The organism is Gemella cuniculi DSM 15828, from assembly GCF_000425665.1.
In the GTDB taxonomy this organism is placed as follows: Bacteria; Bacillota; Bacilli; order Staphylococcales; family Gemellaceae; genus Gemella; species Gemella cuniculi.
Window position 1 is genome coordinate 11,864 of the sequence record NZ_KE384434.1, and the last position, 21,850, is coordinate 33,713.

Genomic DNA, 21,850 nt, shown 5'->3' on the forward strand with positions numbered 1-21,850 from the left:
ATCTCTTGTTGGTGGTATCATTGGTGTCCACGGTGTCTTTTCTTTATTTGTTATTGTAAAGCCATCTTTCATGTTCCCATCATAACTTACTTCATACGACCTCTGATTAATTTTAATACTACCACTTTGATTAACAGCACTCTTGTTTGAATCTAATTCTTTTACTTCATAATTATATAGTTTTCCACTATCATCCGAAATATCCAAGTTTTTCCATATGTGTTTCGTCTTATTAGAAGATAACTCAACTTCTGGTCCAACCTTTTCTCCATCTCTATACAGTTGAACTTTAATATTTTCTGGAGATGTTATTATTTGTCCATTAGCATCTTTCCAGATTTTTTCCACTTCAATATTTATAGTTTTCTTATTGTTTTCAATTGTTAATTCTGTTCCTTCTGAATCACTTTCTTTTACTTCAAAGGTTTTTGTTATTGGTTGATTTACGTCGAATGCAATCCATTCTGGAGCTTTGCTTTCTTTTAAAACATATTTAACAGCTCTTAACCCCTTAATATTTGCAATTCCTTCATCATTTGTAGTTAAAACAATTGATTTCCCTTTATTTACATATCCACTTTCTTCTCTTACTTCTATATCTTGTTTATCTTCTCTTTCCAAAATAAATTCAACACCTTTTATTGGTATATCTTTATTTTGAAGTTTTTTTATAATTTTTAATTCTCCAGGTTTAGTTCCTGTTGCCCAACCACCAGAACGCATGATTTCAACAGAATCTTTTGTTTCTTTTGGGTCAATTTCCCAATCAACTCCAGTTACATTAGTTTTAGACTCATTGCTCACATACTTGATGGATTTATTGTTCATAGTTTCTTCTGTTACTTTTGCAGTAAGTCTTATCGTTAATTCTTTTCCATCTAAAGGTCTTACCCACTGATTATCTAAAAATATATATGAAGGTACATTGATTTTTAATTTCTTGCCGTTAAATTCAATACCTATTTTCATTTGTTTAGCTTGCTCTAAGTTAACCCATTTACCATAGACTTCAACTCTATACTGATTTTTATTATTTTCATCTGTATCCCATTCCATGGTATTGTCTAAAGTATCTTCAACTGAAAATGTAGTATCAGTTTCTGTTCTTTTATGTGCTGCATTGAATGTAAAGACCCAATCAAGTCTATTACCATCTTGATGATATCGACTCCACACTCCTTTTTTACTGTAAATATTATCAGTTGCAGTTCCAGATTCCTTATTTATAAATTTAACCCTTTTAGTCCCACCACTGTAACTTATGTCTATACTTCCTTCACCTGGTGTATTTAGATCTTTTGCCCAATATCCAGTAACGTAAAAATCAAAACCACCTTCAATATCATCTAAACTGGCAGCTAATTTGTTAAATTTCATTATTGCTTTATTATCAGAAAATGTAACCTCTCCAAGAATATTTCCAGAACTATTTCTTAATTCTATCGGTGTCCTTGGTAAATCTATTTTTGTATTCCCTAGAGCAAAGTTAATTTCTTCTGTCTGTCCTTCTACTACCTTTGTCCCAGAACCACCAAATTTTACACTTACTGTAAAACTTTGCCCCTGCATGATTTCAGTTTTATTAACCGTAAGTTCTCTAATAATATTACTCTGTGCATAAACTTTATTAGGAAATGCTCCTAACACAGAAGTAAGAAACATCAATAGAGCCAACACTATTGATGAAAATTTCTTTATATCATATTTTTTTATTCCAAAATATTTATGCTTTCTAATATAACTTGTTTGTTCCAAAACTTGTTTTCCTCTCTTTTTTCTATAAAATTTCCTTACATAATTTTTAGAAAAGTATAAAAAATATGTAATTTAGTTTTAGTATTTCCCTAGTTTCTACAATATTAATTTTTATCAATGTGTAATTAATAAAAATTTTCATATCTTTTATCATATACACTCCCATTAATCACCTCCTCTTCTAAAATTTTGTACCATACCCTCCAACTAAATTTATTACATTACAGCTATTATAAATATAAATATTAATATGAATCATATTAAACACAATAAAAATTAAACTGGCACACAAAAATATCTTTTCATAATGTTAACTTTAGATTTTGTATAAATTTAAAATAATAATTACTATCTATAAAATATTACTTCTATAAGCATTACCTTAATAGTTCAATCTTTTCTTCATAATACAATAGCAATAAATTTTTATTTTTGGAAGGTTCACCCTCTTTTAATAAAAGTTACAAAAATAATTAATACATAATTGTATTCACTATTTTCTGTTATAATTCTTTGTATTAATCCCACCCGACTAGAAAACTTTATCATCCCAATATGAAACAACTTTGAAATAATTATTGTTTTATAAAATAAAAAAACTAACCTAAAATATTATAATGTAAAACAAATTATATAGTTTATTATATCTTTTACGTCTAATAAACATTAGAATTACTTATATTCCTAAAATTACTAATTCCCTTATACATTCATCTGAATTTATTAATCCTGTTTTTGTTAATTTATTTTTAGGTTGTTTGAGTTTAGCATTATCTATTTTCCTCCCATGTAGGACTACTCGATATTTTCTTACTTTTCTTATCCTTATGGAACCAAGAAAGGATTATTACCTCATGATCTTTATATGTCTTTCCGGTACTTTTAAGATATGTTGATAACCTCTCAATGCAGTTATCAAGCTCTCCTGGAATTTTTATTTGTAATTCTCCTATATCTTTTTGTCCTTTAAAAAGACATTTTGAAATGTTCCAAGTTTATTTCCCTTACTTCTGAGGTCAAGATCTTTTACTTCTGAAATTAAATTTTTTGACTTTTAGAGACATTTTCTTTTAACTTATAAATACTCTCAATTCCTACTAAATCACTTTAAAGTATCTTAAAGCATCCATGACAGCTTCTTATTTTTTAAGTATACACTATGGAATAACTTGCTTATTTTTTTAGATTTATTATAAATACTCTCCTAATTTTATTCCATATTTTCTTTTTATCTAGGCTGTATATAGCGTTGAAACTTTCAAGTCAAATTTATTTAGTTAGCAGACTCTTTGATTTGTTCATAAATTTCCTTACTCTCAGCACATGTAATATCAATCTCATCAATCGGAAACTTTACACTTATATGCCCTTTGAATCAAGTTTACAAAGCAACACGATTGCCTCAACATGGCTTCCCGCAGCAAGAACAACCCCTTATCCATAACAATAATTTGGTCTGCTTCTCTAATCGTGTTTAGATATGGCAAAATTTACAGGATAAAATCAAGACTATTGACAAAGAAATACAAGAGCTTTCTACAACTATGAAGCAAATTCATACCGTTAAAAAATACCAAGGAATATAAGGCTAATCCGTCTGACAAGGCATTCTACTCCGAGTATAAATCATAAATTACGCTATATAAAACTGCCCTTTCAGAGCTTAAAAAATTCTATTCCAAGCTCCCAAATTCAAAGGATATTTTATCTGAGCTTGATAAATTACAAGAAAAAAAGAATACCCTAATGCAAGAGTATTCTTCCTCAAAATCTACTATGGACGAACTTTATAAGATACAAAATTATGAAATTTATATGGATGAGGAGATGGAGAGATAATTTTCTAAAGTTTTTACTGTCTCAATAAAAATTCAATAACAGCATCTAATGTCAATAAATATGACAAAATCGAAAACAATATTACTGAAAATACAAGGAAATAAACCGATTCAAATTGTTTCGTTTTAGCAATAAATTTGCGAATCGATTGTACTGCCTTTTTGTTTTTTCTATCAATATAAACACTTACTACACGCAATAATAATATATAAGATAGCATTTGTTGAATTACTCCTATAGATACACCTAAAATTTTATATACTGATATAAAAAATTTTATTGCATCCGCTATTGACGGACTCATTGTTACCGACATTTCCTTAATATTAAATCCATAATATAATGTTAGTGTGGAAACAATTGTTGAAACAATAATAAATTTAACAGTAACTTTTTGAACCTCCTTGCTAAAAGATATGATAAATAGAAATGTAATCGATAATATTAAAGGTATAAGCCCAAACCACTTTAAGAACAAAGATATATACTCGACATATTCTTTAAAAAAATTAACAATTATAGAAGCAATAACTGTTCCTATAATAATTATCTCCCAAATATCATTATTACTCGAATTGCTATCCCCTGCAAATTTCTTTTTTATTTTTGCAATATAAGGATAATCAGGGGATTCTATAAAAGAAGTTTTAGTAGATATTTCTATATTTGTAGTAAATATCTTTACTATGATATTTCTAACTTTAGAGTTTAAAAATTTAACTTTGTCAACAAGCATTCTTAGAATTAAAATTACAAACCCTAATATCAGTGTTTTAATAATATCCTCTGGTATTGCCTTAAGTAAACCTATTAACCATTGTATAATTTTATCAGCCATAATCATCACTTTCCTAATTGCTTGGCATTGAAAATACCATCAATTATATTAACTTCAAAAGGTTTACTTTTCCCATAACAAATATCATTTTTTACTAAATACGCCTCAACATAATGTCTCCCTGTATAGCAAGTTTCCTCTGTTCTTATTCTTTTTCCTTGTTCAAGCTCAGAATTATAAAAGTCTCCTCTTAAGCAATTTGCATTTATTGCTTCATAACCAGTATTGGTTATTTGCCAGTATATATCATATCCTTTTATATTGAGTGCCTTAACTTCAAATCTAAGTTTTCCTTTTTTATTCAAAGCTTCACCGCTTTTTATTCGCTTAAATCTGAAACTACGCCAACTATAATATGCTTTTATCTCTACATCAGTCTTAGCAATACTCGACAATTTCCATTTAGGTTTTTGATGATGACTTAAAGAATTTAATGAAATTCCAATTTCGTTACTATTTTTGTGCAAACTTCTTTGTATATAAAACAAACTCTCATTTAAAGGCAATGCTTCATTATCCACGCTAAAATCAACCTTAAGTTGATCATACCATTTCAAAAAATTTTCAAAATATTGTCTATTTCTATCCCATTTCAAAGATAATTTTTCTTTTCTATTAACCGGATTATAGATACAGGGATTTTCATTTTCATATTCAACTCCATTTAAAAGCTTTCTAATCACATTCAATAGTAATGTTTCAAAATCATTACTAACAGTTGTATATTCAGGATAAATTTTTGCAGCCAAGGTTGTGATTATAATAGAAGACGGTTTATATTCCATATCATCCGCAAACATAACTTCTGCATGTCTCTTTAACAATTGTACAATTCTTTGTAATGGAGTTTTTATTTTATAATCTGGAATTTCTTCTATCTTTGCATGAAATTGTTCTGCATATGATTCTTTTATTGTTTTAAAATCACTTTGTTTTTTAAACCACTTAGAGTATCCTTTAGGGTTACTAACTTCCCAGTCAAATGTTATATCATCATAGTTATCACTTCTTTTATCTGAAATTGCAACATTTCCATCTTCCATATCATTCCAAGGAACTGCAGGTAAGATATCTATATGAAAATTTGATTCATCTAAATAATTTAATGTCCAACACCTATTACTTTCTTTTGGAACCTTTTCCATGCTATGTTTTATTGAATAATTTTTTACTACTTTCCCAAGTTCATCTTTTAATTCTCTTTGTGTCTGGTGATTCCTTCTTTTTTTAGTCATATTACAAACAATATCTATATCATACGCTCCATCTTCAGTAAGAGGTTTAATTGCTGTTCCCAGCTTAATAGATCCTTGTAGATAAATATCCGGACTATATTTTGCTAAATCAGTCTCTTTTATATAAGTTGCAATTGCTTTATATCTGTTTGATGCTTTTTCGTAATTTGACTCAGAAATATCAATTTCATCAATAAGCTCTTTTATCTCTTTAGACATATAAAACGCTCTCATTCTATCTCCTACCTTTCTTAAATAATATATTGGGAATGTTCTCCTATTTTAAATGATTTTCCACTTATATCAACACATTCCTTTTCAATATCTTCTCTATCCACAAGTTTAATTAAATCATTTTCTTTTTTTATATATTTACATAATATCTCTCTGTATTTATCCGCTAAATGAATCTCATAAATATCAAATAACAATATCTCATTCTTTTTAAAGTGCTTAGAATAAGTCATTTTAGGCTTTATTTGTTTTAAAAATTCTATACTCATATCACTTAGTACTTTGATAGGTAATATATTATTCTTTACAATTTCTTCATAAAATTCTCTATATACAGCTACTTCTCTATTTTCTCTACTTTTAAACCACTTTAATACTTTATTAATATTTTTCCCTTTAGTACAAAATCTTAAATCACCGTCCTCATAAAAACCTCTTTCATTTTCAAAGTTAATATTCAGTTTTCTTTCAATTACATTAAAAGAGCTATAAACTTTATACACTCCCCCTACAGGTTGCAACTGTTCTATTTTATTTCCTTTGATTAAAAGATATTTATTGTCTATTTTTATTTTATATAGATACGCAATGCTAAACCTAATATCTTTATTCCAATATATCAGCGATTTCACAAACAACCCTATTCTTCTATAATTAGCTACAAATATACCAATCAAAAAACAAATTCCACTACTAATCAAATTAATTCCTATATTTTCTATCATTCATTTCCCTGCACTTTCACTATTAGTCCTATTCAAACTCAATCTCTTCATTCACTTTTTGATGAATATCTACTCTATTAACAACATCAACTACATTTACTAACCAACCATTTAATGTACAACTTCTGATAAATTCATCAATTCTATTAACCCCATTCATTTCTTTGAGTGTTACAACAACACCAAACCTAACTCCTACGCCATCTTGAGGAGCTAATCGGTTATTTGTCTTCACTTCCATACCCCAATTCTTATTTCGATAAGAGCCTTTTGGTATCATTCTTTTTGTAGCACTCTCTGCTATATACTTTACATTATCCCATTTTCTAAACTGCTTTCTGGCTTCACCTTCCAGAAGATAATTTCTTTCTCCATCTAATGTGTCTTCTGTATTCTGTTTATCACCCTTAATATCCTTGATTTTTTTATCATCTCCTATTCGACCAAAATGCAAATTTAATTCCGTATTTGTATAGTCCACACCTTGCAATCTATCACACAATGGAAAATAACACATCGTAGCCTTTGCAATATAGGGATACTTATTATCCTTCAAAGGAACGGGAAAATGATAATTATAAGTATTCCACTTTTCACTTACATCTGATACTACAAATTTTATTTCATCATCTTTTGTTTGAATAATATCATTTATATGAATGGGTACAACTCCATGACCATATAAAGCAACTTCCTCAGGAGTTGGTTTTTCATCCCAACCTCTTGCAGCATCAATAATCATGGCTTTTGCAACTTCTCTATTGAACCCTAAAATATCAATTAAATAAGCTAATTTTCTTGCAATCCAAGGTGCAGCATATGAAGTTCCAGCAACACTTGCAGCACCTAAAGGTTCACAGACTGTAATGTATTCTTCTTCACTACCGCCGTAATAACTTACATCAGGTTTTGCAAAAAAAGATAATACTAATCCTTTACGAGCATATTTAGTGGATAGACCATTCTTACTAACTGAATTTACAACTATGCTATTAACGGAATCTGCAGGAGATCCTATTTTAACTATATCTGCACTCGGCTTATTTGTTCCAGCCACAACAAATATCACATTATTTTCAAACTGTATTTTATCTAATGTTGCAGCTTCAGCAGAAATAAAGTTATCATTAATTTCTTGGTTACTGCCAAGTGAAATATTCCATACTTTTATATCTGAATTATTTGCTACAATGCTCTTTATTCTTTTTATTATTGAAAAAGAAGAAAATTCAGCACCTACAGCAACTCCAAAATGTCTAACTTTAAACCTTCCACAACCATCATCTAACCAAGGATTTAATTTTGCACCATCAACAATAATTGAAGATACCGCTGTTCCATGATTATAATCCTTCGGACTTTTTGGTATATCTTTTGATACCATATCATGATATTCAACCCAGTCACTAAAATAAACACTTTCATCAAATAAAGTATCTATCACCCCAATTGTCGGTTCAATAGTTGGAGATGGTATAGTTACCATTTTTGTCTGATACTCATTGATAAAGTCATCCGGTGATAAACTTGATAAATCAACAGTTGCCATTGAAACAAGATAAGGTGCTTTTTCAAAAAGTACTTCTACCTGATTTTCATCTAAGTAAACCGTTTGATTATCTAAAATTCTGCTACTTAAAATATCTATCCCTAATCTTTCAAATAATAATTTTGTATCTTTTCTTACGTCATACAGAGTTATAATACTCTGCTTTACATCCATTGTAGGTAACTCTACCTCAAAAGAATCAATATACGATACATCTGCAATCACCTGTTTGAATGTAGACATACTTACAGAAAGGTCTTTAAAAACTGCTGGATTAACAATATTTTTATCTTCAAATATGTTCTTATTAATCTTCCCTGCAAATTTTTGAGATAATATATTTGAAGTATCTGTAATCAACTCTATGCTTTTAGTTAACTCATATTCATCAAGAAAATATGTGATGATGTGTTTATTTTTATCTCTATTAAATTTTGCCCCAACAATTGCATCATTAGAATCCGCCCCTTTAAAAAGACCAGAAATTCTATTGCTTTTTGCAACAATTTTATTGTAATAAACACTAACTAAAATCCCTTCGAATGGCTTTGTTTCTTTATCCCAAAATTCTTTAATCTGGATTAGCTGAGATTTTAATCTTAATAAATGCTCTGTACTAACTTCTATTTTCCCGTTCATAGCTATACCACCACGCATACCACTTTTACTGGCTTGCACAAAGCGTTTCCCTTTTAATTCTAGGACATTATTCACTATCTACTTCCTCCTTCTTTAACTTTCTTGATACAGCACTTTTAGACTCCCCTTTTAATTTTTCTATTTCTCTTACAGTGAAGCCTTCATCATGAAGCTGGTTTATATCCTTTTGATCCAGATTCCCTATCAAGCTATTGTATAATCTTTTCAAATAATCATACTCAGAACCAACATCACTAAATGCAAGTGATGTTTTTATAATGTTTTTCAATTCTCCAGGATAAGGTATTTTTTTTGCTGTTTTCAATATCTTTTTAAATAATCTTGTGTCCTTTGATATTCCTTTAAAATTCTTGATAAACGAAGAAAAATAATATTCAGCAACTTCTATTAAATCCTCATCACTATACCTATTGAAATTAATAACAGCATCAAATCTCCTAATTAGTGCTTTATCAAAATTAGAATATAAGTTAGTAGTTGCAATAAGCACTATTTCTTTATTAAGATCTGTTAATCTATCTAATTCTCTTAAAATTGTAGATGTTACTCTCCCCATCTCTCTAATATCATTAGAATTAATTCTATCCAGAGCGATAACATCAATTTCATCAAATAAAACTACTATCTTATTCGCATTTGGAATCATATTTATTTCTTTAAAGACTTTTATAATGTTTTTATTGGTCTGCCCCAACTTGCTATCTATCAAATTTTCGAAGTCAACTCTAAAAAGAGATCTATCTAACAATCTTGCAACATTTTTGGCTGCTTCTGTTTTTCCACTTCCTGGTAATCCTTCGAACAAAAATTTATTAATCCCAACATTATGGTTTACGGCATTAATAATACCTTTTATATCTTCTGTTATTTCAAGTGGTAAATTTAACGCCTCTAAATTTCTTGTTTCTACTTGTTTTAAAAATTCACTTTCAAAATCGCTACTCTGTGGGGAGTATAAATTTGATTCAGATATTAAACCCATAATATATTCAGATAATTGGTAATCACCAATGCTATCAAAATATCTTGCTATTCCTATCGCCTCATTTCTAAAAGAATTTTCATTTCTTTCCACATGGTATTTTATTAAATTCAAAACATTTTGTTTTTTCATATTACCATACCTCCTATTTTCTTTATTATTATATCATGGTTTGGGACATATTTCTATACTTTTGGGACAAAAATTAAAATTTTAATTTCTGTATCAAAGGTTATATTAGTGTTCCTTCATGAATTAAAAAGAAGCCAGTGCAGCCCTAAAACCACACCGACTATACATTTATCTCTCAGCTTCTTTTCTTGCTTCTTTCTTTTCTTTAGGCTTTTCCTTATCTTCTTTTTGAAAGTCCTTAATTTGCCCTAAAATGGACTTTTTATCTTTGTCTTGATCTTTCATTTGCTCCTTTGCCTTAACAGTTTTGAAGAAAGTATCCTGATGTTAGTACGTTCCTTGTCGTTATCATCAACGAAAGTTCTAATCTGTCCTAAGAGCTTAACAAAATATTCCTGCTTAAAGTCTTTGGAAATATCACTTTTTTCTCCTTATGATATAACTTATTCCCATCATCATCTTTAGATACAACAGAGAAATTTGTCACATCCATTTTATTTTCTCTTTCAACTACATCGACCTTTCCTACGATATTTCCGACAATATTTACAAGATTATCTTTTTCTGCCTGAACATCTTTTATCTGTCCCTATTCTCTTAAATCTTCCAAGTCGACACAGACCAAATCACCAAAGAAAGATAGCTCAATCTCATTTTTCATATTTCTTAGAGCTTCATTTTCTCCCTTGTTTTCATAATCAAAACTCTCCGTTTTAATTGGTATATCTTCAATCATGTCTTATCCTCTAAGTTAAGCTCATATTGGATGCTGTGTCTTTCGTCAGGTGTATATCAATCTCATCAATCAAAACTTTACACTTATATGCCCTTTGAATCAAGTTTGGAAAGCAACACAATTGCCTCAACTTGCTCATCATTGTCCAAACCTATATTTAAATCTTCATCAATGATAGGAAGCTTAAAAACAATGGATTTTAGCCATTGTCCATTCGGTTGCTTTTCTTCGTAAATTTGAATTTCAGAAATCAAGGCTGTAATTAACTGTCTACGCTCTACATCATTCATTACCTTGTAGAGTTTATCAAAATAAATCAGAACCTTATATATATTATCTCCTGTAAGCTTTTCGGCTTCAATAGTTTGTTTCTTTGCTTTCGCATCAATTAACAATGATTCTAATTCTTCAATTTTGTCATACATACGATAAAGCCTATCATCTAAATCTTGTTTTCTTCGTCTATAATGCTTATCATCAACATCTAAATTATCTATTTCTTCAATAAGCTTAAATTTTGTGGAATGGCTTTTTCGCAATTCTTTTTGATAATTATCTATTTCCTTTTCTATTTCAGATGTATCCACCTTCATGTTGATCTTTTCTTGCATCATAGAGGCAAACTTAGGATTGCTTACTATCTTTATAATTACCTCAGCAACTGCATCATCTAACAATTCTTCTCTGATTTGTTTATTGTAAGTGCATTTATGACCTCTATTCATCAATCTATGTTTACAACCATAATAGTAAAAGTCTTTGTATTTGCTTCCATCTTTTTTATATTTAACACACTTGTTGCCAAACATTCCTGCACCACAAACAGGACATTTTACTATTCCTGTAAGTAAATGTGTTCGAACATCTTTTCCTTTATTGGTATGTTCGTATTTTTTTGCTTGTGATTTTAATTTAACTTGAGCTGCTTGCCATAATTCATCTGAAACAATAGGAGCATGTATTCCTTCTGCCACTAAATAATCGTCTTGTTCCACCTGACGATATTCATTTCTCGTTCCATGTACTTTTTCTAAAGTTCTTCTTCCAAAGGCAATTTTTCCATTATATACAGGATTTTTAAGAATCTTCCTTATCAATCCCGCGTCAAATAATGGATTTTTCCCATTTTGCCTTGGAATTTTTCTTATTCCATGATTTTCTAGATATTTTGACAACCCATTTGCACCAATAGTTGTATTCACATATTGATCAAAAATAGTCCTTATTGCGACTGCTTCTTCCTCATTGATTAGCAACTTACCATCGACAAGTTTATATCCATACGGAGCAAAACCTCCATTCCATTTTCCTTCTCTTGCCTTTTGAATGCGACCTTCCATTGTTTGAACACGAATGTTTTCTCGTTCAATTTCAGCAACAGCAGACAAAACAGAAATCATCAATTTACCTGCCTCTTTAGACGAATCAATTCCATCTTCAACACAAATAAGATTTACACCAAAATCTTGCATTATTTGCAAAGTCGAAAGTACATCAGCAGCATTTCTTGCAAATCTCGATAATTTAAATACAAGAACGAAAGATACCCCATCCTTTCCAGATTTTATATCTTCCATCATACGAGTAAACTGGACTCTACCTTCTATAGATTTTCCGGATTTACCTGCATCTTCATATTCACCAACAATCTCATAATCATTATAGAGAGCAAACGCCTTCATTCTTGATTTTTGTGCCTCTAAAGAATAACCGTCTATCTGTATTGATGTAGATACTCTTGTATAGAGATATACTTTTATTTTTTCTTTTGACATAGCATTAACCTCAATATCCTTTTCTATATCTTTATATTTTTACCAATTATGGTTTGGACATATATTTCAAGTATATTATAGCACTTTTATTACTTTTTCTCAATCTGTATTTTTGCCATGCCAAAACTATTTTTATTTTCCATATTATTCTTTACTGGTATTGGATCAGGCAGATCATCTAATTCTAAAACACCAGCATACTTTGTAATCAGATTTGCAATCAAATCAGCCAATCCATTCCAGTCACTATCCACAGACATCACTCCTTTCCTAACAAATTATTCATAACCAATATATACTTTCTTCCATTACTAAGTTTTATGACATTGGTAGGTGTCTTGGCTGACAACATAGGAATCTCACCTCCGCCCCTTATTAAGACGAGCCGGCTTAAACTGTTGAAGTATCATTATCACTGCTTATTTCAACGAACAGATTGCCACCTCTGTTTTTTATGTATTCTTATTTACCGCTCACTTTCTTGTGTCCTTGGCTAATCCAGTATTCATAAAACCGAAATTACTTTCAGCAGAAAGGTCATGGCGTAAGTCATAATTCTCCATAAGCAGATAAAGTCCTACCTTGGTCTATTCAGCTGTCAAAGAACAATTAGCTTTACGCTATATAGGATGTGTATTAACTGTAAAATAGATTTTTCTTTTGCCTCAAAAAGCAAAAAGGATAAATCCCCCCTACACTTTTAGAGTGAAAATTTATCCTTGTTGGTAACCAGATTTATTAATTTTTTGAAAAAATCCTAGCATATACTATTTTTATGCCTGTTTTTTCTTTTTATTTTTTCTAACTGATTTCTTCACATTATCTATTCCTTCACTTTGATATTTTTATTTTCATAAAAAAGTTAAGCTCATTTTTGGAACTTAAACTTTCTTTAATTTCTACTTAATCCTTACTCTCTTTTTGTAAGTCAATCTAATACTCTACGTAATTCTTTAATTTACTTCTAGATCTTTATAGATTTTTATTTGATACCACAACTTAAAATTCTTTAAATAATTTAATATATTCCATTATGTCTGGAAATTTTTCATTTTCTATATAATCTTCAATGACATATTCATGAGCATAAGCACCTTTGATTATTTTAAAGCGTACTACATCTGTTAATTTATCTAAAATGTTTCCTGTAAATTTAAAATACTCTTTAGGAATACTGCTATGTTCTAATTCATTGCTATTCTTAATAAATATTCCTTCATTTGTGATTGATATTATAAATCGACATGATAAGTTTGGATTAAATGTAATCAACTCAGAATCATAACCATTTGCAATAAATCCACCTATGCTTTCTTTTTTATATTCCATAATTTTTCTGCCTTTCCATAGTATTCTTTGCACAGTATCATTATACTGTAAATAATCTTTTTTGTACAATTTTTTATTTATTGAAAATATATCTCTCAATTTAACTATATTTTAATATTTATATACCACATCATCTACACTATCTTGTAACGTCTATTCAAAAACACAAACATCCCACCTGTCAATATAATAATACTATATGATAACATTATTATACTGTAAATTAATTTATTACTTTGTATTATATCAAGTCTTTTTGAAATATAGTAAAACGGCAACAGTCTATTAAAATTAGGTATTATTTTCTCTAAAAGTATATTTATCAATCCAGCAAAAAATAGGATACTTATTACAGAAAATATTGCAACTTTTTTGCCATCAAACAAGATAATCAAAAAATTAGTCATACTCATATAAAATAATCCAACTAAATACAAGGTTAACACCCTTTCTATTACCATATCTAACTGAGATATTATTTGTGTATTTTCTTCTTTAAAAGCAACTATATTATTTGGTTGAGTTAATCCAAATTCAAACAGCCCAAATATAAAAGTAATACAAAATAATACTAATATTGATATGGTAATTTCTATAATACAGTAAATATACTTGCTTAATATAATTTGTTTTATATCTTTGGAACTCATTAACAAATTTTTCCATGTTGCGTATTCATATTCTATGTAAAAAACTCTACTAGCTATAATAATTAGAATCAATATAATGATGTTAAAGTAATTATCTATGTAGGATAAGTAGGACCAAATATTACCAACATTGTATGGTATGTTATTTTCCAAACTATAATCTATGGCTCTTATTTCCTTTTCATAAATCTCATTATTTCCATATTTATTAATCATGTCTAAATATATATCTTTAGTGGAAATTGCTTCTTTTCTCCATTCTGTATTGTCATTACTTTTAAAATTTAAATTTAATGAAACAAAATTAATTAAGATAAATGATAGTATACAAATAGTCCACCTTTTCAAACTAAAAACTTTAATAAACTCGCTTCTTAACATTTTTTCACTCCAAAAATTTTAATATACTCTTTTTCAATATCCTTGCTATACTTATTTTTACTAATATCAATCTTTTGAACTATCTCTCCATCCTTGATAAAAACCAACTCATCACAAATTTTAATCATTTCATCCAGTAGGTGACTCGATAAAATAACTGTATTTTCCGAATTACCAACAAATTGATTAACGATATTTCTAAATTCTATCATTCCATTGTAATCCAATCCATTAGTTGGTTCATCTAAAATTAATAAATTAGGATTACTAAGCAATGCAAAAGCTAATCCCAGTCTTTGTTTCATACCAAACGAATATGACGAAACTTTCTTATTTTTTACATGTTTTAAACCAACGTCATCAAGCAATAGTGATATTCTTTCACCATCTGCCACGTCATTCATATTGGCTAAAATTAACATGTTTTTATACCCACTGAGATGTTCATACGAACAAGTCCTATCTATCATTACACCTTTTTTTATATCGTTTTTTATATCAACAACGCCTGAATCTGGTATAACTAATCCACATATTATCTTAAGAAGAGTTGTCTTCCCCGCACCATTTGGTCCAACAAGTCCAATAACTTTTCCACACTCTACATTAAAATTTACCTTTTTTAAAATTATTTTTTTACCAATTTTTTTATCAATATCAACTAAATGCATACTATTTTTATTCATAAATTAATCTCCTATCTTCAAAGAGATTCTGTAATAATTACTGCTAAAAATATAAATACTGTCGAAATAATTACACTCATCATCAATGACATTTTTATATAATTCTGTAGAAAAAACATCAAAGCTACCCCTCCAACTACTATAAGTCTACTTATTGCCTTTTTTTTCATATATACCCCTTTTATCCATCTTCTATATCTATAATTTATATTAAGTATTATCCATAACATTTAATAGTGTAGTTCTTAGATTACAACTTGCATCATTACATAACTCATATAACCCATCCTTTTTTAGATACAAAATACTATCACTTAAATTCTCTGCTATATCTGGTATGTGCGTCGTTAATACTATTAGCCTATCCTTTTTGAAATCCTCAAATATATCTTTAATTTGTTCAATAGTAGAAATGTCAACGTCAACAAAAGGTTCATCCATTAATAAAATTGTCGGTTTTATTGCCAATACAAGTATAATAATTAATTTAAATTTCATACCCTTACTGTAATCAATAATTATTTTATCTTTTGCATCTTCAATCCGAAAGGCTCTAAATAGCTTATCTATTTCATTTCTATCAATTTTAAGTTTTTTCATTTTAATACTATATTCTATAAATTCTACCCCTGTCATGTACTGAAAAGGTATAATTGAATCAGAAATAAAAACCATTTCTTTACTACTCAAAATTACCTCACCATTATCATACGGAATTTGTTTAGCAATAATTTTAAGTAATGTGGTTTTCCCTATGCCATTTTCCCCAAAAATACTGTAGACCTTCCCTTTTTCAAAATCATAACTCACATTTTGAAATATTATGTCTTCGTACCTCTTTGACAAATTCTTAATCTTCATATAATACCTCCAAAAGCTTGACTAATAAATACTTCAACAAATGCTGCAAAAATTATTAATATCCCAGAAAATATAGCGATACAATAAATTTGTCTATTTTTATAATTTGACTTTATTCTTATCCCTATTGATGTGAAAAGTAATAATCCATACACTTCAAAAAACGAATGTGGTAACAAAGTTAATAACGTAAATATTTTTCCGTTTTGTTGTAAACTGATAAGAAATATAATCGAAAAAGATAATGAATTATAACTATACAATAATAATGGTAAATACCGTGATAGCGTCCCAGAAAAAACAATAAGCAAACACACCCATAAATTATTAAATGCTATTTTTAAGAAACTATATATTTTATCTGACTCTGAAATAATTGTCTTATCATTCAAACTATTTTTACTCATGAATGAAAATAGAAACATTACAAATGGAAATACCCAAAATAAGAGATATAACCTTATTTGTTCTTTCTTGTTATCTCTAAAAAATTGAATCATGCCAGCCTTTGATACCTCACTTCAAATTATAATTTATTTCAATAGAACGTTTACCACTATCAACAATTCAATAATATAAAATATTCCATTAATCAATTCAACATTGCTTAATTTCTTTTCGTCTTCATTTATGATTTTAAATCCATATGAATATATTATAGTTCCTACAAACACATTAAAAAATAGAAACAAAACGTTAATAAATTCATATGTTAATATTTTTTTAATATCAAAGCAATTCAATATGATCGTTGATATAATTGTAATACTTAAAGGGAAAACTAAAATAATTTTACATATATATATGAATAATTTGTCGTTAGCTACTAAATAATAATAGTTCAAAAAGTCAGAGTTCAACATAAATCTATTGTTATATATAGAAAACATAAAGCAAATAATAATAGTTATTAACAAATTTTTCCCAATTTCACTACCATCAATAAAATTAATTATACATAATATCCAAATAAAAATTGACAACTTATTCTTTACTTCTCTTTCATAAAATTCTTTAACAATATCTTTAAAAATTCTTTTTTTATCTATTCTTTGACTCTCTTTATTAGAATGATTATAAATTAAAATATGACTTATAATAAATAAAAAAATCAAACTGATAAAAATATACCATTCTAATTTTATCCATTGATTTATTATTTTCAATAAATAATCAATGCTGATATTAGAAAAGTCAATTTTTAAAATTTTAAGAAGCAAAGTACACAGCAATCCCATAAATAAAGAGAGTTTCACATTTCCATTATTCTTTTTATCAATACTTTTTCGTATCCGTCGTCTGTATCCTGTTATTAAGCTAAAGCAATATATAAACCAAGCGCCAAAAGTAACATACACATAATATAATATATTTTCTTGTATAAAAAATATATTTAATAAATTATAATAAACTATTGATACGATATATATTCCTGTATTTATTCCTAAGATTATTACAATTAAATCTCTGTTATTCTGAGCCCTTTCTTCAACATTAAACAATCCGCAATTTAAAAATTTAATTAACTCATATTTTTGTTCAAAAATCTCAATATATGCCTCAGACATAAATGCAGATAAACACAAAAAAACAGAAAAAATCAAAAACACATATCCTATTTTTAAATGACCATTTATAATCAAATTTGTACTTAAAACAAAAACTATAAGTAAGATACTGTATATCAAAAATTTTTTTATATAAAATATAAAAAAATTATAAAATGGAAATATTTGACTATACTTCAATTTTTTCTTTCTATATTCCAGTAAATCGATAACCTTTAAATTAAGAAACACACTTCTTTCACTAATCATAAACTCACCAAGCCTACATATTAACTATTAATTTCTCATTATAATATATATAATATAGTTGATTGTAAAATAAACATAATACCTGTGAATATATATAGTTTTCTTTTATTATACATATATGTCCTGTAATAATGCATAAACATGAAAACATCTACTATTATTACTCCCAAAATCGAAGATATTTTTGTATCAATTAATCTAAAAAAATTCCTATTTGCGATACTAACTACAGTATTTATAATATTCGCAAACACAAGAAAAAAATACATTTCTGATAAATTATCATATTTAGTATCCACGATAAACCTAAATACAAAAACGAAAAAATATACTGAAATAAATAACACTATCATTACAGAAAGTGTATGTATTACAAACATAATTCCATATTGTGTTCCAATATCTAGCTTATCATCAATTTTAGTATTATTTAATATTGCTACAAAACTCAGAGCTATATATATAACACCCATCAATATCATGATTGTTTTATTAAAATTTATTTTTTTCATCTTGCTCCCTGCTTAAACATCTCTTTTTTTGCGACAAAATAGCCTGATATAACTAAAATACCTGGGGCAACCCCAGGTATTTTAATCTATGCAGCAGCTGCCCATGATGAACCCAAAGCTTTTCCAAGTCCAATTCCTAAAAGAAAGTCCACTGCCAACCACAGAAGTGCACCTGGTCCTGTAAACGCTGCAATCGCTGCTTTTATTGACCTTCCTGCCTTATATGCCTTGTATGCTGCAGCTATAATTCTTGCTGCAGTGCTTGCACTTACTCCTAATATAGATCCCAACATAACTGATCCAGAAACAGTAATCAAAGTTGCAAATACTACTAACCTACCAGCAAATCCTAACATTCTTTTTTTATCCATAATATCCACTCCTTTATTCACTTAATTAAATAATTAAAGCTAATTTTCGCTTTAATAAAAACAACTTTTATCTTACGTGACAACTTAAAAATCAATTCATAAGCATATAAAATACTATTTATCAAATAATCATTTTAGGATGAATAAGTTGTCCTATGACCGATCTCCGTTTTTATGACGGCTCATATTTGAGTAATAATTCATTTCCATTCAACTCCTCATATATTTTAATTAGGCTCCACCCTAATTAATTTATAGAAACACTCAATAAAAACATTACTTTTTGTATTGCAAAAATAGTTTTCTATAAAAAATATGTATCTACGATTCTTAAATTTACATTATGTTACCACATCACGTCTTGAAACTATCTTCAGTTATATAATCGTTTTCTCTTCTTAACAGAATTGTAATGAATTTTCAAAAAAAATACAAGAGACATATGTCATATTTAGTCATTTTTATATGTTTTAGGTCATAAATTATATTTTTCACAATATGTTTTAATTTATCATACATTTAATGGTTAATATTATCGCTTATTACTATATTAAAATAAACTTATATCAGAGATCTTCTACACCATAAAATATGATTTGGATGTCAAAAGTAATAAATAAGGTATTAATAGTATTCTTAACATCAATGATATCTTTTCAATAAAAGTCTACTAATAAAAAGTCAAGTACTTTTTAGGAAGATGTAAATATAGTGGAGTTTACCTTCTGCTTTCTTCTTCATTATGAAAAGATAAACACAGTCATCTAAAGGAGCTTTTTGCATCAAGGTCTGCATGGATTTGAAAAAGAGTTTTTCTAAGTCTTAGAGCACCTCGTTTTGAAGAACGATTACTGTCAATCTTCATCTTACATGACTGATTAACACCCGGATCAAACCCTGCAAAAGCGGTCAAAGCGGAGCGATAATCAAAACGAGAAATATCTCCGATCTCAGCGATAAGTTTAGGATCGAATGTATGCCCTACACCATACATTTTCATAACGATTTCGTACTCCGGCAAAGTAGAAGCTAATTCGTCCATTTTAAGATGCATAGTTTCAATCTGTGTGGAAACAAGATTTACTTGTTGAATGCCAGCGAGAATCATTTCTTTTTAAATATTGTCTTTAGGAGCAACAGTAATGAGCTCTTTAGAAGCTTCAAAGAGAATCTCGGGCTTATCAGATTGAAAAATATAGCCATGCCTTTTGCAGAAATTTTTGTAACACTCAGTGAAAGCTTTAAGCCCGATTGACCTTACGCAGTCTGCATGCCAAAAGGAATAGGCATAATCAAAGCCGTCTTTGTGGACAAGACCATCAAGAAGAGCATTTTCACTGGGATAAGTTAAATCAAGCAGTGAAATGAGGTTGTTCTTAAGAGAAATCTCCTACCACATTAGAAACTGAAATTGCGTATTTAGCGTTTTCAGTTGTGTGCGAGTATTGCCCATAGCTGAATATTGACGTAGAAGATGCCATTTGTCAAGAGCATAACCTACAATCTTCTTTGCATCGGCAGGGTCGGACTTGACTTTTCTGAGCGAATTATTGCCATCATAATCCTTTGATTAAGTGTGGTTTTACGTTATAAACAAAGAGGCCTGCATTAGAAAGCACTTTAAGAATTGACTCACGGTAATGTCCGGCACACTCCCTAACAATGCGAGTATCCCCATCAAGTTTCTCAATATATGAAGATAGAGAAGAGAGCTCTTTTAGAGTATGTTTCACATCAAAGGGTTTGCGTACAATCTCGCCCACAGGGCGAAAAACCGCAACAGTACTCTTACCCTTACTAACATCAATACCTACTGAGGTTAACATATTTGTACCTCCTTAGGAACAAATTTGCAATGGTACCAATCTTTCTCGTTGCTTATTTAATCTCCCGGGTATCAAACAAACACGCAAGTAGAAAGCGATTCAACCTTCAACCTACATAAATCAAACAGCTGTAAATGAGTGACCGGTTGACAGGCTTTCATACGAACATAAAAGTCCAAGGAGCAAACTGCCTAGACCATGCCACTACATTTTAACAGCTTTAGCAATGAGATGAGCAGTTTCCAACCGGAGGTTGGGGTACTAGCCACTACATTTTATACATTAGGAGAAGAAAACAAATTTTAAATCGCTTACTCCTTTGCTCAATATTTATATAAATTCTTTTAAAAGTTCCTTTAGCTTTTCTAATATCTTGTTTCTTCTCTTGATAAGAGCTGGATGTGAGATACTTTTGGCTTTTGCTACTGAACGAAGAGTCTCTTCATTGTAATACAACCTATCAATGATTTCTCTTTCTTCATCATTCAATTTTGAAAGAGCATTTCTTACTGCGTCAATCATCATTTGAGTTTGGATTATTTTTTCTACATCCACATTTTCATCAATAATGTTATTTTCAAAATGTCCATCGCGATCAAATGACGAAAATAAAAGCAGATGTTTTTTTCTATCCACCTGCTTCAAATAGTTCTCATGATTTTTCTCTTGCCAGTAGACTTTATAAACCTCTTTACTCACTTTGACCTTTTTACCATTTACGAACAAGAAATATTCTTTTTGCATTTTATTTTTCCTCCATTTATTTTTTATTTTCTTGTGTAAAAAGAAAAAGGAGGACTTCGGCATCTAAACATACCGAGTCCTCCATAACGGAAAAAATTAATTACTTTATAACAAATATTAAGTTGTAAATAAAAAATTAAGCATAAAGAAGCTTTAAATGTCCATGCAAAAAATAATATGCATCTTTATCAAAAAGAAATATTAATTGTTCTG

At 28.8% G+C, this 21,850-nt stretch carries 21 protein-coding genes and 1 pseudogene; 1 reads left to right on the forward strand and 21 read right to left on the reverse strand.

Going from position 1 to position 21,850, the window contains the following annotated elements:
• Positions 1–1,755 (reverse strand): Cna B-type domain-containing protein (locus H612_RS0108020; RefSeq protein ID WP_027130971.1); only part of this gene is annotated, 1,755 nt, incomplete at its 3' end.
• Positions 1,756–3,239: 1,484 nt separating this feature from the next.
• On the opposite strand from H612_RS0108020, the pseudogene H612_RS09805 reads away from it, so the two are divergent.
• Positions 3,240–3,594, forward strand: a pseudogene (locus H612_RS09805) (relaxase/mobilization nuclease domain-containing protein); the annotation flags it as partial.
• A gap of 13 nt (positions 3,595–3,607) precedes the next feature.
• Here H612_RS09805 and H612_RS0108030 read toward each other — a convergent pair.
• From H612_RS0108030 to H612_RS0108135, 20 genes are all read right to left on the reverse strand, one after another.
• Positions 3,608–4,432 carry a hypothetical protein gene (locus tag H612_RS0108030; protein ID WP_027130972.1) on the reverse strand — a complete coding sequence of 275 codons (825 nt, stop codon included), beginning with the start codon at positions 4,430–4,432 and terminating at the stop codon, positions 3,608–3,610.
• Positions 4,433–4,437: 5 nt separating this feature from the next.
• On the reverse strand, positions 4,438–5,901 hold the full coding sequence (locus H612_RS0108035; RefSeq protein ID WP_027130973.1) for a nucleotidyltransferase: 1,464 nt from the start codon (positions 5,899–5,901) through the stop codon (positions 4,438–4,440).
• Between the two features lie 17 nt (positions 5,902–5,918).
• Positions 5,919–6,626, reverse strand: a complete 708-nt coding sequence (locus H612_RS0108040) for an SMODS-associated NUDIX domain-containing protein (RefSeq protein WP_027130974.1) — start codon at positions 6,624–6,626, stop codon at positions 5,919–5,921.
• A gap of 28 nt (positions 6,627–6,654) precedes the next feature.
• Complete coding sequence (locus H612_RS0108045) at positions 6,655–8,889, reverse strand: S8 family peptidase (protein WP_027130975.1); 2,235 nt, start codon at positions 8,887–8,889, stop codon at positions 6,655–6,657.
• A complete protein-coding gene (locus H612_RS0108050; RefSeq protein WP_027130976.1) occupies positions 8,882–9,949 on the reverse strand; it encodes an ATP-binding protein in 1,068 nt (355 codons plus the stop codon). The genes H612_RS0108045 and H612_RS0108050 overlap by 8 nt, the downstream gene beginning before the upstream one ends.
• Before the next feature lie 589 nt (positions 9,950–10,538).
• Complete coding sequence (locus H612_RS10540) at positions 10,539–10,685, reverse strand: hypothetical protein (RefSeq protein ID WP_425402106.1); 147 nt, start codon at positions 10,683–10,685, stop codon at positions 10,539–10,541.
• Between the two features lie 83 nt (positions 10,686–10,768).
• On the reverse strand, positions 10,769–12,460 hold the full coding sequence (locus tag H612_RS0108070; protein WP_027130977.1) for a recombinase family protein: 1,692 nt from the start codon (positions 12,458–12,460) through the stop codon (positions 10,769–10,771).
• Positions 12,461–12,549: 89 nt separating this feature from the next.
• On the reverse strand, positions 12,550–12,714 hold the full coding sequence (locus H612_RS10120) for a hypothetical protein (protein ID WP_027130978.1): 165 nt from the start codon (positions 12,712–12,714) through the stop codon (positions 12,550–12,552).
• A gap of 745 nt (positions 12,715–13,459) precedes the next feature.
• A complete protein-coding gene (locus H612_RS0108080) occupies positions 13,460–13,888 on the reverse strand; it encodes a hypothetical protein (RefSeq protein WP_156882808.1) in 429 nt (142 codons plus the stop codon).
• Positions 13,889–13,923: 35 nt separating this feature from the next.
• A complete protein-coding gene (locus tag H612_RS0108085) occupies positions 13,924–14,820 on the reverse strand; it encodes an ABC-2 transporter permease (RefSeq protein ID WP_027130980.1) in 897 nt (298 codons plus the stop codon).
• Positions 14,814–15,506 (reverse strand): ABC transporter ATP-binding protein, encoded by a 693-nt coding sequence (locus H612_RS09385; protein ID WP_051210201.1) that lies wholly within the window; start codon positions 15,504–15,506, stop codon positions 14,814–14,816. The genes H612_RS0108085 and H612_RS09385 overlap by 7 nt, the downstream gene beginning before the upstream one ends.
• Before the next feature lie 17 nt (positions 15,507–15,523).
• Positions 15,524–15,676, reverse strand: coding sequence for a hypothetical protein (locus tag H612_RS10005; RefSeq protein WP_156882809.1), 153 nt, complete (start codon positions 15,674–15,676; stop codon positions 15,524–15,526).
• Positions 15,677–15,716: 40 nt separating this feature from the next.
• Complete coding sequence (locus H612_RS0108100) at positions 15,717–16,367, reverse strand: ATP-binding cassette domain-containing protein (protein ID WP_027130981.1); 651 nt, start codon at positions 16,365–16,367, stop codon at positions 15,717–15,719.
• The gene (locus H612_RS0108105; protein WP_027130982.1) at positions 16,364–16,867 is read right to left on the reverse strand and encodes a stage II sporulation protein M; all 504 of its coding nucleotides are present in this window, start codon (positions 16,865–16,867) and stop codon (positions 16,364–16,366) included. The genes H612_RS0108100 and H612_RS0108105 overlap by 4 nt, the downstream gene beginning before the upstream one ends.
• A gap of 33 nt (positions 16,868–16,900) precedes the next feature.
• The gene (locus H612_RS0108110; RefSeq protein ID WP_169515560.1) at positions 16,901–17,935 is read right to left on the reverse strand and encodes a hypothetical protein; all 1,035 of its coding nucleotides are present in this window, start codon (positions 17,933–17,935) and stop codon (positions 16,901–16,903) included.
• Between the two features lie 287 nt (positions 17,936–18,222).
• Positions 18,223–18,696, reverse strand: a complete 474-nt coding sequence (locus H612_RS0108115; protein ID WP_027130984.1) for a hypothetical protein — start codon at positions 18,694–18,696, stop codon at positions 18,223–18,225.
• Between the two features lie 86 nt (positions 18,697–18,782).
• Positions 18,783–19,067 (reverse strand): hypothetical protein, encoded by a 285-nt coding sequence (locus H612_RS0108120; protein WP_027130985.1) that lies wholly within the window; start codon positions 19,065–19,067, stop codon positions 18,783–18,785.
• A gap of 760 nt (positions 19,068–19,827) precedes the next feature.
• Entirely contained in the window at positions 19,828–20,088 is a 261-nt protein-coding gene (locus tag H612_RS10200) for a transposase (RefSeq protein WP_211223607.1), read from the reverse strand.
• Between the two features lie 535 nt (positions 20,089–20,623).
• On the reverse strand, positions 20,624–20,893 hold the full coding sequence (locus H612_RS10205; RefSeq protein WP_211223608.1) for an IS110 family transposase: 270 nt from the start codon (positions 20,891–20,893) through the stop codon (positions 20,624–20,626).
• A 330-nt stretch (positions 20,894–21,223) separates the two neighbouring features.
• Complete coding sequence (locus H612_RS0108135) at positions 21,224–21,637, reverse strand: sigma-70 family RNA polymerase sigma factor (RefSeq protein ID WP_035500529.1); 414 nt, start codon at positions 21,635–21,637, stop codon at positions 21,224–21,226.
• Positions 21,638–21,850: the final 213 nt, after the last annotated feature.